Annotated in this window: 10 protein-coding genes; 7 read left to right on the forward strand and 3 right to left on the reverse strand. The window is 61.7% G+C overall.

Going from position 1 to position 13,709, the window contains the following annotated elements; translation table 11 throughout:
* Positions 1-65 precede the first annotated feature (65 nt).
* Both ACTNB1_RS06020 and ACTNB1_RS06025 read right to left on the reverse strand, forming a co-directional pair.
* Positions 66-1,901 (reverse strand): alpha-amylase family glycosyl hydrolase, encoded by a 1,836-nt coding sequence (locus tag ACTNB1_RS06020; protein ID WP_441168357.1) that lies wholly within the window; start codon positions 1,899-1,901, stop codon positions 66-68.
* A 46-nt stretch (positions 1,902-1,947) separates the two neighbouring features.
* Positions 1,948-2,655 (reverse strand): DUF624 domain-containing protein, encoded by a 708-nt coding sequence (locus ACTNB1_RS06025; protein ID WP_441168358.1) that lies wholly within the window; start codon positions 2,653-2,655, stop codon positions 1,948-1,950.
* 290 nt (positions 2,656-2,945) lie between these two features.
* Between ACTNB1_RS06025 and ACTNB1_RS06030 the strand changes: the two genes are divergently transcribed.
* The 6 genes from ACTNB1_RS06030 to ACTNB1_RS06055 all read left to right on the forward strand — a co-directional run bounded on the left by ACTNB1_RS06030 (position 2,946) and on the right by ACTNB1_RS06055 (position 10,771).
* Positions 2,946-4,049: an ABC transporter ATP-binding protein gene (locus tag ACTNB1_RS06030; protein ID WP_441168359.1), complete on the forward strand. Its 1,104-nt coding sequence runs from the start codon at positions 2,946-2,948 to the stop codon at positions 4,047-4,049.
* A gap of 78 nt (positions 4,050-4,127) precedes the next feature.
* A complete protein-coding gene (locus tag ACTNB1_RS06035) occupies positions 4,128-5,015 on the forward strand; it encodes a helix-turn-helix transcriptional regulator (protein WP_441168360.1) in 888 nt (295 codons plus the stop codon).
* 347 nt (positions 5,016-5,362) lie between these two features.
* Positions 5,363-6,649 (forward strand): ABC transporter substrate-binding protein, encoded by a 1,287-nt coding sequence (locus ACTNB1_RS06040; protein ID WP_441168361.1) that lies wholly within the window; start codon positions 5,363-5,365, stop codon positions 6,647-6,649.
* Between the two features lie 15 nt (positions 6,650-6,664).
* Positions 6,665-7,561, forward strand: coding sequence for a carbohydrate ABC transporter permease (locus tag ACTNB1_RS06045; RefSeq protein WP_441168362.1), 897 nt, complete (start codon positions 6,665-6,667; stop codon positions 7,559-7,561).
* A 15-nt stretch (positions 7,562-7,576) separates the two neighbouring features.
* The gene (locus tag ACTNB1_RS06050) at positions 7,577-8,416 is read left to right on the forward strand and encodes a carbohydrate ABC transporter permease (protein ID WP_441168363.1); all 840 of its coding nucleotides are present in this window, start codon (positions 7,577-7,579) and stop codon (positions 8,414-8,416) included.
* A 168-nt stretch (positions 8,417-8,584) separates the two neighbouring features.
* Entirely contained in the window at positions 8,585-10,771 is a 2,187-nt protein-coding gene (locus tag ACTNB1_RS06055) for an alpha-galactosidase (RefSeq protein WP_441168364.1), read from the forward strand.
* Between the two features lie 57 nt (positions 10,772-10,828).
* Here ACTNB1_RS06055 and ACTNB1_RS06060 read toward each other — a convergent pair whose 3' ends face one another.
* Positions 10,829-11,686, reverse strand: a complete 858-nt coding sequence (locus ACTNB1_RS06060; RefSeq protein ID WP_441168365.1) for an AraC family transcriptional regulator — start codon at positions 11,684-11,686, stop codon at positions 10,829-10,831.
* Between the two features lie 102 nt (positions 11,687-11,788).
* Here ACTNB1_RS06060 and ACTNB1_RS06065 point away from each other — a divergent pair, with 102 nt between their 5' ends.
* On the forward strand, positions 11,789-13,708 hold the full coding sequence (locus ACTNB1_RS06065) for a BMP family ABC transporter substrate-binding protein (protein WP_441168366.1): 1,920 nt from the start codon (positions 11,789-11,791) through the stop codon (positions 13,706-13,708).
* Position 13,709: the final 1 nt, after the last annotated feature.

Below are 13,709 nucleotides of genomic sequence, written 5' to 3' on the forward strand. Positions count from 1 at the left end.
CTGTTCAAAACGGGATGTCCCCTCAATTTTACCGCAGATACGCAGGATAACCTCCGCACCCTTCCTCAGCGCATCTTGAGCCAGAGGAAGCCATAGCCGGGAAGGGTAAGGGTGCCGCCCTCCACCTGCTCTCCGCTCACCAGATCGGTCCGCTTCCCCGCCGGGCAGAGGACGGTCTGGGGATGCTCGGAGAAGTTGAAGAGGGCGATGAGCCCCTCCCCGCCATACCGGCGGCTGACGGCCAGCACAGAGCTGTTGCCGGGGTCCGGCAGCGTGACCTCGGCATCGGACCGGAACACCTGCTCCTCCCCACGGATGGTCTCCAGACGGCGGAGGGTCTGGAAGATACGGCCGGGGACGGTGCTCTCGTCCCGGCGCAGCTCCGCCTGGTCCCACTGGAAATTACCCCGGTGGACATAGCGGCTGTCGTCAAATTTGTCCGGCTCTCCGTGGTAATCGTAGTCGTTCAGACGCCCCAGCTCGTCCCCGCTGTACAGCACGGGGATGCCGCTCTGGGTAAGCATCCAGGCGTGGAGCATGATATCGCAACTGATGCCCCGCTCCAGAGCCTCCCGGTCGCCGCTGCGCAGGGCGCTCTCCACGCCGCAGAGGGAGGCGGTGGTGCCGCACAGCCGGGCGTCGCCCAGCCGGGGATCGTCGTTGTACAGCTCGCCACGGGACCAGCTGCCCGGCCACCGGCCGGTGAACCAGTCGTTGAGGTATTTCTTGTGGGGGACCTCCTTCTGCCCCTGCTGCCGGAACAGCCAGGGATAGTCCAGACCCCAGCCGATATCGTCGTGGCAGCGGAGGTAGTTCTGGAACAGATAAGTACGGGGCAGGGCGCACACCTGCTCCATCTGGTGGCGGAGCAGACCCACGTCCCGGGTGGCCACCGTGTTCCAGGTGGTGCACATGGTAGTCACGTTATAGAGCATGTCGCACTCGGGCCGCTCCGGCGTACCGAAGTAGGGCGCCACCTTGGAGGGCTCCATGACCACCTCGCCCAGCAGCAGCACCCCGGGGCAGACCACCTGGCAGGCCAGGCGGATCAGCCGCACCAGAGTGTGGACCTGGGGCAGATTGCGGCAGCTGGTACCCAGCTGCTTCCAGATGTAAGGCACCGCGTCCAGCCGGATCACGTCCATGCCACGGTTGGCCAGATAGAGCAGGTTCCCCGTCATGTCGTTGAGAACCATGGGATTGCCGTAGTTCAGATCCCACTGGAAGGGATAGAAGGAGGTCATCACATACTGGTTGCAGTCCCGGAGGTAGGTAAAGTTCCCCGGAGCAGTGGTGGGAAACACCTGGGGAACCGTCTGCTCAAACTGGGCGGGAATGTCCCAGTTATCATAGAAAAAGTAGCGGCTCCGGGCCACCGGGTCACCCGCCCGGGCGGCTTTGGCCCAGGGGTGCTCCTCACTGGTGTGGTTCACCACAAAGTCCAGGCACAGGGCGATATCCTTCTCCCGGCAGGCGTCGGCCAGGGCCTCCAGGTCCTCCATGGTGCCCAGGTCGGGGCGCACCTTTCGGAAATCGGACACGGCGTAGCCGCCGTCGCTCTTCCCCGCGGGAGAGTCCAGCAGGGGCATCAGATGGAGATAGTTGATGCCGCAGTCCTTCAGGTAGGGCAGCTTTTCCTTCACCCCGTTCAGGGTCCCGGCAAAGCAGGAGGGGTAGAGCATCATACCCAGCATCCTGCTGGACCGGCACCAGTCCGGGTCCGCCAGCCGCTTTTCGTCCACCTGCCGCAGGGCGGGCTTCCGCTGGGTCAGCGCCTCCTCCAGCATGCCCAGGAAATAGGAAAACGCCTCCTCATTTTCCCCATAGAGTGAGACATAGAGCTCCTTCATTTCATCCAGGCAGGGTATGAGCCGTTCCTCAAACAACGCTTCTTGCTTCACTGTGCAGTCTCTTCCTTTCCGAAGCTTCTGTGGCTGAATTCAGATCTTAAGAATTGGTATCGGAGTCCTCTTCCTCCGGCTCCGGAGCAGGGCAGTAGTCCCGCAGCAGGGTGCGCAGAAAGAAGTTGGAAAGCAGGCAGGGCACCGAAAAGCCCAGCAGCAGGACATAGATCAGGCTGATGGGCAGCTCCAGAATCCCGAAAAGCAGCAGGCCGTACCCCACCACCGCCGCCACGATGGGCCGCAGGGGCTTGCCCACCCCCAGGGCCAGGGCCAGCCGGAGGGCGGACCGCACCTCCATCCCCGCGCCCAGGGCGCCGTAGAGCAGCCCCGAGGAGAGCAGGGTCACCAGCAAAATAGTGGAGCACACCAGAAACGGCACGAAAAACACCAGGTTTTCCGCCGCCCGCAGCACATAGAACCAGGCGCCGAAGCCCGCCGCCGCCATAGGAAGGGCGGTGAGGAAAAAGGCGGCGTAGCCCCGCTTCCAGCCCGTGCGGAAGGCGGTGCGGTAGTCGTAAAAGCACAGCACAGGCTGGTCCAGCATCATCTTGCGGATCACCTTGTTCATGGCAAAAATGGCCGGAGGGATGGTGACTACCGGGATACAGGAGACCACAAACAGCAGGTTCAGAAGGAAAATAGTGCCCGCCTCCAGCTGGACAATCTGCAGCAGCCGGGCTGGGCCGGTCTTCTCCGGCTCGTCCTTGCGGATGCCCGGGCCGGGCACATTATAATCTTTGCGGAAAAACACCAGGATCCCTTCCTTCCTCATCCTTATCAGCGTGAACATATCATACCATACCAGGCAATTCAATAGCAATAAACTGACAGCGGAGGTAATTTGATGACATACCTCCTTCAAAGGACCATTTTGTCATCTTTTTACCGAAGCCATCATCAATTTGCTATTGCGAACAGCGGTACACCCGTGCTATCCTAGGTCCCAAAGAGGACAGCTCCCAATTTCTCCGGCTGAGCACCGGAAAACGCAATCAACAAATTACCCATTCGGTCATATGAAAAAATGGAGGTCAAGGAACCATGGCAAGCATTACGTTTAAGCACGTCAATAAAACCTACCCCGGCAATGTGACCGTCGTCCCCGATCTGAACCTGGAGATTCAGGACAAGGAATTCGTCATTCTGGTAGGCCCCTCCGGCTGCGGCAAGTCCACCACCCTGCGGATGATCGCCGGTCTGGAGGATATCACCAGCGGCGAGCTGTACATCGGCGACCGGCTGGTGAACGATGTGGCGCCCAAGGACCGTGACATCGCCATGGTGTTCCAGAACTACGCCCTCTATCCCCACATGACGGTGTACAAGAACATCGCCTTCGGCCTGATCCAGAAGAAGGTGCCCAAGGACGAGATCGACCGCCGGGTCCACGAGGCCGCCCGGGCTCTGGATCTGGAGCACCTGCTCAACCGCAAGCCCAAGGCTCTGTCCGGCGGCCAGCGCCAGCGCGTCTCCCTGGGCCGCGCCATGGTGCGCAACCCCGCCGTGTTCCTGCTGGACGAGCCCCTGTCCAACCTGGACGCCAAGCTGCGTACCGCCATGCGCTCTGAGATCAGCCGCCTGCACAAGCGGCTCCAGACCACCTTCGTCTACGTCACCCACGACCAGACCGAGGCCATGACCATGGGCGACCGCATCGTGGTGATGAAGGACGGCATCATCCAGCAGAATGACGCTCCCCAGGTGCTCTACGACTACCCCTGCAACCTGTTCGTGGCCGGCTTCATCGGCTCTCCCCAGATGAACTTCCTGGACGCCGTCATCGTCAAGCAGGGCAGCGGGTACGCCGCCCAGGTGTGCGGCTCCGTGGTAGCGCTGCCCGCCCGGATGAACGAGGCGGTGGCTCCCTATGAGGGCAAGACCGTGGTGCTGGGCATCCGTCCCGAGGACGTGGTGGCCGCCGACGCCGGTCAGGCTGCCGGCCCGGAGAGCATGACCTCCACCGTGGAGATCGCCGAGCTCATGGGCGCCGAGATCAGCCTGCACGTGGACTGCCAGGGCAACCGGATGGTGATCCGCACCGAGCCCACCTTCAAGGGCCGTGAGGGCGACACCGCCATCCTGACCTTCAAAAATGAAAAGATCCACCTCTTTGACAAGGAGACCGAGCGGGCCATCGCCCACTAAGCGCAAAAGAGGACCATCGGCCAAAGGGACAGGAGGCGGCTTTCATCCGCTCCTGTCCCTTTTTTGGAGGAACACGACATGATTTCCAACCCAGCCAAAGCGCGGGAGATCCGTCCCGCGTCCCACGCCCCGACTCTGGACGGTCTGCTGACCCTCTCCTCCGCCCGGGTGCTGACCCTGCCCTCCGGCGGCAGCCACACAGGCTACGCCGGGGATCTGTGCTGCTGTGTTCTGACCCCGGTCCAGGGCACCCTGACGGTCTCCTCCTACGCCCGCAGCGACGTATTGTCCCAGGGCCAGGCGCTGGCCCTCTGGCAGTGTGGGGAGTTCTCCGCCCAGTCGGTGGGAGACGGGGTATACATGCTGGTCCAGCTCCGGGGCGAGCTGCCTGGCCGGCTGCTGGCGGGCCGGCTCACCGACGGTGCCGCCCTGTTCCCCAAAGGCGGGGCAGCGGTGCGGGAAGCGGTGCTCTCCCTCTGCGTGCTGGAGGACGAGCATCCTCCGGTGAGCGGGACCTCCGCATCCGCCTACGCCTACACCATGCTCACCAACCTCATTGCCGGTCCCTCCGCCGCCGCGGACAAGGCGGCGGAAGCGCCACTCTCCCCTCTGGTGGAGGCGGCGGTGGGCATTATTCAGGAGGAATTTCCCTTCCTGGAGGGGCTGGACGAGCTGGCGGAGCGGCTGGAGGTATCCAAGCCCCACCTCATCCGCACCTTTACCAAGCAGACCGGTGTATCCCCCGGGCGGTACATCACCCACCTGCGGATCGAATATGCCAAGCTGCTGCTCCGGGGAGAGGACCCCTCCATCACCTATGTGGCGGAGGCCTCCGGCTTTGCCAACGCCAATTACTTCGCCAAGGTATTCCGCCGGGAGACCGGCATGTCCCCCAGCGAATACACCGAAACGGCGCCTCACCAGGAGCGGAAGGGACCTCCGAAGCGGGACCCCTTCCTGTGGTAGGCGGCCATACACAGCACATTATGATATATTGAATCCATGAGTTTTTTTATTTTTCCGCCGCGGCTCTTGGAGCCAATTATTACATCTTCCTAATAGATTCCAGCACTTTTCGGCCTATTGCACAAAAAACTACCCTTCATAATCAATATTTTAACGAAAATGTTTCAAATATACCCAAATGTCGTTTCATATGCGCACAAGGCGCTTTGTCCGACACTTGGGTATATTTTAACGGTACACTTTCATTTACAGTTTAGACATATTTATTATACTATGAATACAATTCCACGGCGCCCAGTTCCGGCGCCGCCGCAAGTGCCAACGATCAGAAGAGGAGGAGAGATGTCATGAAAAAAGCAGCGCGCGTGTTGGCCCTGCTGCTCACAGCAGTGCTGATGCTGCCGCTCTCCGGATGTGGCTCGTCAGACGGAAAGACCCATCTGACGTTCCAGATCTGGGACGTGGCCCAGCGAGACGGCATGCAGGCCATGTGTGATGCGTATACCCAAAACGTGAACCCCGATGTGGTCATCGAGGTCCAGGTCACCAGCTGGAGCGAGTACTGGACCAAGCTGGAGGCCGCCGCCGAGAGCAACACCCTGCCGGATCTGTTCTGGATGCACACCGACCAGATCCTGTACTACTCCGAATTCGGGATGCTGGCCGATGTCACCGACCTGTTCCCCTATGAGGAGCATTACAGCGAGATCTCCATCAGCAATGCTCAGGGCTCCGACGGCCGGATGTACGGCGTGCCCAAGGACAAGGACAACATCTGCCTGATCTACAACAAGGAGATGTTTGACGCCGCCGGGGTGGCCTACCCTGACGAGACCTGGACCTGGGACGACCTGATTTCCGCCTCCCAGGCCATCTACGACGCCACCGGGAACTACGGCTACATGGCCTACAACGACGAGCAGCTGGGCTACCACAACTTCGTCTATCAGAACGGCGGCTGCATCCTCACCGAGGACAAGACCAAGGGCGGCTTTGACCAGGAGGCCACCCGGGAGGCCGTGAAATTCTACGTAAACCTGCAGAGCTACGACTGGTGCCCCGACCAGGCCTACTTCGCCGAGACCACCCCCGGTACCGCCTTCTTCTCCGAAAAGGGCGCCATGTTCCTGGAGGGCAGCTGGAACCTGCTGGCCCAGATGGGCAACTATCCCGACATGGTGGGCAAGTGGGACGTAGCCGTGCTGCCTACCGCCCCCAACCCCGTCAGCGGTGACGGCCGGGCCACCATCTCCAACGGTCTGACCTACGCCACCGGCGCCCACGGCAAGAACCTGGAGATCGCCCTGGACGTTCTGAAATACTTTGCCGGCGAGGAGGCCCAGCGGATCCAGGGCGAGTCCGGCGCCGCCATTCCCGCCTACGAGGGACTGGAGGACACCTGGATCAGTGCCTTTGACAAGTTCGACTACAAGCTGAACCTGGAAGAGGCCATCATGAGCCAGTTCGATTACTGCGTACAGTACGTCAACAACTCCGCCCGTCCCAAGTGGAAGAGCGGCGTGGTGGATATCATGACCAGCATCTACAACGGCTCGGTGGACATTGATACCGGCCTGGACCAGATCCAGAACCTGATCAACACCGAGACCGCCAAAAAGCTGGCCGATTCCTGAGAGGAGGGGTGACACGTGGGAAAAAAGGCAATGCGCCTGTCCGCCGCCGCACGGCGGGAACAGAACTGGGGCTACATTATGATCGCCCCTACCATCATCGGCCTGATCGTGCTCAACCTGTGGCCGTTTGTGCAGACCATCTACACCAGCTTCTGTGAGCACCTGGGCTTCGGTCACTACAAGTTCATCGGCATCGGCAACTACGTAGAAATGTTCCAGAGCCCTGAGGTCTGGCGGGCCACCTGGAATACCATCCTGTTCTGCATCCTCACCGTGCCTGTGGGACTGTTCCTGTCCCTGCTGGTGGCCATGATGCTCAACGCCAAGATCCGCGGCAAGGGCATTTTCCGCACCATCTTCTTCCTGCCCATGGTGTGCGCCCCCGCCGCCATCACCATGGTGTGGCGCTGGATCTTCAACAGCGACTACGGCATCCTCAACCAGCTGCTGGGCACCAACATCAACTGGATCACCGATTCCAGATTCGTCATGATCGCCTGCGCCATCGTGGCCATCTGGAGCAACATCGGCTACGACGCGGTGCTGCTGCTGGCCGGCCTGCAGAACATCTCCAAGAGCTACTATGAGGCCGCCGAGATCGACGGCACCAGCAAGATCAACCAGTTCCTGCAGATCACCCTGCCCATGGTCTCCCCCACCCTGTTCGTGGTGATGATCATGCGGCTCATGTCCTCCATCAAGGTGTACGATCTGATTTATATGATGGTGGAGGATACCAACCCGGCATTGACATCGGTGCAAAGCCTGATGTACCTGTTCTACCGTGAGACCTTCGTGGCCGGCAGCCGCGGCTACGGCGCCGCTATCGTGGTGTGGACCGTGGTCCTCATCGGCGCCATCACCGTCATCCAGTTCATCGGCCAGAAAAAGTGGGTCAACTACGACGTGTAAGGGAGGGGAATACCGATGAAACAGAGTTCTATGCGCAATATGAAGCGGCTGACCACCACCCTTACTTACGTGTTCCTGATCCTGGGCGCCATCATCATGATCTTCCCCTTCGTGTGGATGATCCTCACCAGCTTCAAGACCCAGACGGAGAGCATGCAGATCCCTCCCGTCATTTTCCCCTCCCAGTGGAATCTGGACAACTTCGTTGACGCCATCGCATCCCTGCCCTTCGTCAACATGTACGTCAACACCGCGCTGATGATCCTCTTCCGTGTCATCTGCGCCGTGGTGTTCAGCTCCATGGCGGGCTACGCCTTCGCCAAGCTGAATTTCCGGGGCAAAAACATCCTGTTCGGCCTGATCCTGGTCCAGATGTCCCTGCCCTCCCAGATCTTCATCCTGCCCCAGTATCAGATGGTGGCCAAGATGGGCATGGCCAACACCGTGTTCGCCCTGGTGTTCCCCGGCATCGTCTCCGCCTTCGGCACCTTCTTCCTGCGGCAGACCTACATGGGCATCCCCACCGAGATCGGCGAGGCCGCCTGCCTGGATGGGTGCAACCAGTTCGAGACCTTCGTCAAGGTCATGTTCCCCCTGACCGGCACCTCGGTGGCCGCCCTGACTATCTTTACCGCCGTGTTCGCTTACGGCGACCTGATGTGGCCTCTGGTGGTCAACTCCGACCTGAAGATGATGACCCTGTCCTCCGGTCTCGCCACCCTCCGCGGCCAGTTCTCCACCAACTTCCCCGTCCTGATGGCGGGCAGCCTGCTGGCCATGCTGCCCATGGTGATCCTGTACATGATCTTCCAGCGCCAGTTCATCGAAGGCATCGCCAACACAGGCGGAAAATAATCTGTCCGCTCCCGTTTTGCGGCAGCCTCTGCACTGGTTCCTCACCGTCCTGCCGGGGCTGCCGCACTTTCTTGCAAAATTTTCGGAGCGCTCTTGCATCTCACCAGAATATCGCTTAGAATGGTTGGGCTGTATTCCACATAGATCTTTCTTTGCGAGGAGTTTTCTATGATTATCCAAGATAATAAAGCCCGGGTCTTTACTCTTCAGACCCGTCATACTACTTATCAGCTTAAGGCGGATGAGAACGGCGTCCTGCTCCACACCTATTATGGACCCAAGGTCCGGGGCGGCGATCTCTCCCGGCTGATCCGCTGCGCCGACCGGGGCTTTTCTCCCAACCCCAGCGAGGTGGGAAACGACCGCACCTACTCCCTGGACACCCTGCCGCAGGAGTATTCCGGCTCGGGAGCCGGTGACTTCCGCCTGCCCTCCCTGGAGCTGGAGCTGCCCGACGGCAGCCGGGTGGCCGACCTGCGGTACGTGGACGCAAAGGTGCAGAGCGGAAAATACAATCTGGAGGGCATGCCCGCCTTCTTCGGCGCCGCCGAGGACGCGGACACCCTGACGGTCACCCTGGAGGACCAGACCGCCCATGTCCGGGTGGAGCTGCTCTACGGCGTATTTGAGGAACTGGATCTGATCACCCGGGCCGCCCGGGTGGTGAACTGCGGAGAGACGCCGGTCCGGCTGTACCGGGCTGCCTCCCTGTGCCTGGACTTCCCCAGCGCCGACCTGGACTTCATCACCTTTGACGGCGGCCACGTAAAGGAGCGGAGCCTCCACCGCACCCGGCTGCGCCCCGGCATCCAGTCTGTGGGCAGCATCCGGGGCATCTCCAGCCACCAGCACAACCCCTTCGTGATGCTGTGCGAGCCTGACGCCGACGAGGACCACGGCACCTGCTACGGAGCCGCCCTGCTGTACAGCGGCAACTTTGAGGCCGCCGCGGAGCGCTGCCAGTTTGAGGACGCCCGGCTGACCCTGGGCATCCACCCCTTCCACTTCTGCTGGACGCTGGAGCCCGGCCAAGCCTTTACCACTCCGGAGGCCGCCCTGATCTGCTCTCCCAACGGCTTTGGCCAGATGAGCCGGCAGTTCCACCGCGCCGTCCGGGCCCATCTGCTGCGGGACGTGTGGCAAAACCGGCGTAAGCCGGTCATGGTCAACAGCTGGGAGGCCTTCTACTTTGATTACGACCACGAGCGCCTGATCCGGTTCGCCAAGGAATCCGCCGCTCTGGGCATCGAGCTCTTCGTCCTGGACGACGGCTGGTTCGGCCACCGGAACGACGACTGCAGCAGCCTGGGCGACTGGTGGGTCAATGAGAAAAAGCTGCCCGGCGGCCTGGGCGCCCTGTCCCGGGAGATCAACGCCCTGGGCATGGAATTCGGCCTGTGGATCGAGCCGGAAATGGTGTCCGAGGACAGCCAGCTCTATCAGGAGCATCCCGACTGGGTCCTCAATCCCACCGGCCGGCCCTACACCCGGGGCCGCTACCAGCTGGTGCTGGACTATACCCGGGAAGAGGTCCGGGAATATATCTTCCAGTCCCTGCAAAAACTGATGGACGACGCCAACATCGCCTATCTGAAGTGGGACATGAACCGGGTGCTGGCCCAGGTGTGGTCCGCCGGCCTGCCCGGCGACCGGCAGGGCGAGATCTACCACCGCTACGTGCTGGGCGTCTACGACCTGCTGGAGCGGATCCGGCAGGCCAACCCCAACACCCTCATTGAGGGCTGTTCCGGCGGCGGCGGCCGGTTCGACATGGGCATGCTGTACTACACCCCCCAGATCTGGTGCAGCGACAACACCGACGCCATCGACCGGCTGTCCATCCAGTACGGCACCTCCTTCGCCTATCCCCCCGCCACCATGGGAGCTCACGTCTCCGCCGTGCCCAACGAGCAGACCGGCCGCAGCGTGCCGCTGGAGACCCGGGGCACCGTGGCCCTGTCGGGCACCTTCGGCTATGAGATGGACATGGGCACCCTGTCCGAGGAGGAGAAGGCCCTGGTGCTCCGGCAGATCCGGGATTATCAGGAGAGCTATGATCTGATCCAGACCGGCGATTACTACCGGCTGTCCGCCCCCTCTGCCGACGGGGCGCCTACCGCCTGGCTCCACGCGGCCTCCGACAAGCGCACCGCGCTGCTGTGCGTGGTGTCCGGCCAGGTCCACGCCGGCCCGCCCTTCCGTCGGGTGAAGCTGCGGGGTCTGGACCCCGACCTCCAGTACCGGGTGACCGGCGACGATACCCCGTGGCCCGGTGACGTACTGATGCAGGCGGGCTACCCCCTTCCCATGCTGGGAGAATATCAGAGCCTCCGTCTCTGGCTGAAGGCAGAATAAGCAGAAGAGAGCTGGCCACAACTCCGCGGCCAGCTCTCTGTTTTTCCATGAACTTGTTCAGGCGTGGTGCTTTCTGTTCTGGGCCCGCCACTTCTGGGGCGGAACGCCGTAGTGCTTCTTGAAGGCCCGGGAGAAGTGGAACTGGTTGGAATATCCGCAGCGGACGGCGATCTCACTGATGGGAGCGTTGCTGCTGCACATCAGCTCCGCCGCCTTGGCCAGACGCACCCGGATCAGAAATTCCTGGGGCGGACAGCCCACGTTATCCTTAAACAGCTTGCTGAAATAGCTGCGGTTGAGGCGGCAGGCGTCGGCCACCTCCTCCACCGTCAGGTTCCGCTGATAGTTCTGCTCGATGTAGTTGACCGCCTCCTGGATGTAGAAGTCCTTGAGCTGATTCTCCTGGGCGCTCACCCGGGTGGAGGAGGACTGCATCAGCGCATCCACAAACAGGCACAGGTAGCCGATCAAATGGAGGGCGGAGGCATCGGAGTGCTCGGCGATATAGAGCATCAGGTCCCGGACCTGGGCGCTCTGGGCCTCGTCGTCCGCCCGGTAGATGGGCTGGGCGGCGGTCAGTCCGGCGTAGCGCAGGGATTCCGAGGCCCGCAGGCCGTCGAATTCCACCCAGACATACTTCCAGGGATCGTGCTCGTCAGCAAAATAGGTGTTGATCAGGCCGGGACAGATCAGAAAGCCCTGGCCCGCCTGGATCTCATACCGGCGGGTGGTGACGCCGTCCTCGGCGGTGGCGTCCAGGGAGCCCCGCCCGGAAATGACATAGTGGAACAGATAGTGGTTCCGGATGAAGGGGCCGAAGGACTGCAGGGGAGCGCACTGCTCATAGCCGTACTGATAGATCCGCAGGTCCAGAAAGTTTTCATTCGGAAAGATGGAAAAAGAGAAATCTCCCATCGCTCTCCCTCCGTTCTATCAGAATTTGTCTTCAGTATAACACAGATAGAGCAGAAAGGCACCTGATTTTCTCAGCAGAGCATACAGGAAAGGAGGGCTTTCATGCCCAAGTTTTACTATAAAGAGGCCCAGCGCCGCGCCCAGAAGGAGTTCCGCGCCTGTACCTCCCGGGGCGAATACCCCTACCTTCCCGTTCTGGACGACTTCGTGTCCCGGGACCAGCTGAACCGTGGGCTCAACCTGGGCATACTCCAGATCCCCCTGGAGTTCGTGGTGGGCACCTGCACCGATACCCGGACCAACGCCTTCGCCCGGAATTTTATGCCGCTGCTGGATGAGGATTCGGAGTTCGCCGTCAAGTGGCAGGCTCTCTGCCAGGCCCACGTGGAGGAGGGCATCCGGGACCCCATCAAGGTCTACGAGTATATGAACCGCTATTACGTCCAGGAGGGCAACAAGCGGGTCAGCGTGCTGAAATTTTTTGACGGCGACATGGTCAGCGCGTCGGTGACCTGCATCCTGCCCGAGCACAACGGGACCCCGGACGTGGAGCTCTACTACGAGCTGCTGGGCTTCCGCCAGCTCAGTCACATTACCTACCTGGAGTTCTCCAAGCCGGGCAGCTACCTGAAGCTGCAGCAGCTGATGGGAAAGGCGGCAGACCAGCCCTGGAGCGAGGATGAGCGCCGGGACTTCTCCGCGGCCTATTACTCCTTCCGCCAGGCCTACGAGGCTCACGGCGGCAGCCATCTGTCCTCCACAGTTGGGGACGCCATGCTGGCGGTGCTCCAGGTCTACGGCTATCCCGCCCTCCACGGCAAGACCCCCTCGGAGATCTTTGGGCTGGTGTCCAGTGTCTGGGAGGAGATCGTCCTCCAGCAGGAGGAGGACCCCATCGACGTGAAGCTGGCGCCGGAGGAGAAAAAGCCCGGCCTGCTGTCCAAGGTGTTCTCCGGCGGTGACCGGGGCACCATGCGGGTGGCCTTTATCCACGACAAGACCCCCGCGGAGTCGGGCTGGACCAACAGCCACGAGCAGGGCCGGCTCTATGTACAGCGGGTATTCGGAGACGCCATCCAGACCACCCCCTACTTCAACGCCCTGGATTCCGACCCTCTGGCCGTCATCCAGCAGGCCATTGACGACGGCAACACCGTCATCTTCACCACCTCTCCCCGGCTGCTGCCCGCCTCCCTCCGGGCGGCGGTGGAGCAGCCCAAGGTCACCATTCTCAACTGTTCCCTGAACAAATCCCACCGCTATATCCGCACCTATTACGCCCGGATGTATGAGGCCAAGTTCATCATCGGTGCCATCGCCGGCAGCCTGGCCGGGGTGGACAGCGTGGGCTACCTGTGCGACTACCCCATCTACGGCCAGATCGCCGGCATCAACGCCTTCGCCCTGGGGGTGCAGATGGTGAACCCCCGCACCAAGGTCTACCTGGAGTGGTCCACGGTGGGCGGCGCGGAAGCCGCCATCCGCAGGCTCACGGACCGGAACATCCGGCTCATCTCCTCCCGGGACCTGACCCGGAAGGGGGACCGGAGCTGGACCAGCTTCGGCCTGTCCCTGATCTCCGGGGAGGACCGGGTGATCCTGGCGGCACCCGTCTGGCGGTGGGGCGTGTACTACGAGGCCATGCTCCGCCGGATCCAGGACCGGTCCTTCCAGACCGAGTACGAGGAGAGCGGAAAGGCCCTGAACTACTACTGGGGCATGCCCTCCGGCGTGGTGGATCTCCACTGCACCGACAAGGTGCCTCCCAGCACCCAGAAGCTGGCTCAGCTGCTGCAGAACTGCATCCAGGCCGACCTGTACTACCCCTTCCGAGGCAAGCTCTACGCCCAGGGCGGAAAGGTGCTGGACGGGGATCTGACCCCGGAGCAGATCATCGGCATGGACTGGCTGGCGGAAAATATCGTGGGCTCCATCCCGAAATATGACCAGCTCAACGACGTGGCCAAGGCCACGGTGGACCTGGTGGGCGTGGAGGCCGTTTCAAAAGAGAAACGGGGATAAT

The organism is Flavonifractor sp. HCP28S3_F3, from assembly GCF_052065355.1.
Classification (GTDB): domain Bacteria; phylum Bacillota; class Clostridia; order Oscillospirales; family Oscillospiraceae; genus Flavonifractor.

What these genes read in the sequence shown, in the direction of transcription:
- ACTNB1_RS06030 (WP_441168359.1), top strand. Translation starts at nt 2,946, where the DNA reads ATGGCAAGCATTACGTTTAAGCACGTCAATAAAACCTACCCCGGCAAT.
- ACTNB1_RS06055 (WP_441168364.1), top strand. Translation starts at nt 8,585, where the DNA reads ATGATTATCCAAGATAATAAAGCCCGGGTCTTTACTCTTCAGACCCGT.
- ACTNB1_RS06035 (WP_441168360.1), top strand. Translation starts at nt 4,128, where the DNA reads ATGATTTCCAACCCAGCCAAAGCGCGGGAGATCCGTCCCGCGTCCCAC.
- ACTNB1_RS06040 (WP_441168361.1), top strand. Translation starts at nt 5,363, where the DNA reads ATGAAAAAAGCAGCGCGCGTGTTGGCCCTGCTGCTCACAGCAGTGCTG.
- ACTNB1_RS06050 (WP_441168363.1), top strand. Translation starts at nt 7,577, where the DNA reads ATGAAACAGAGTTCTATGCGCAATATGAAGCGGCTGACCACCACCCTT.
- ACTNB1_RS06065 (WP_441168366.1), top strand. Translation starts at nt 11,789, where the DNA reads ATGCCCAAGTTTTACTATAAAGAGGCCCAGCGCCGCGCCCAGAAGGAG.
- ACTNB1_RS06060 (WP_441168365.1), bottom strand. Translation starts at nt 11,686, where the DNA reads ATGGGAGATTTCTCTTTTTCCATCTTTCCGAATGAAAACTTTCTGGAC.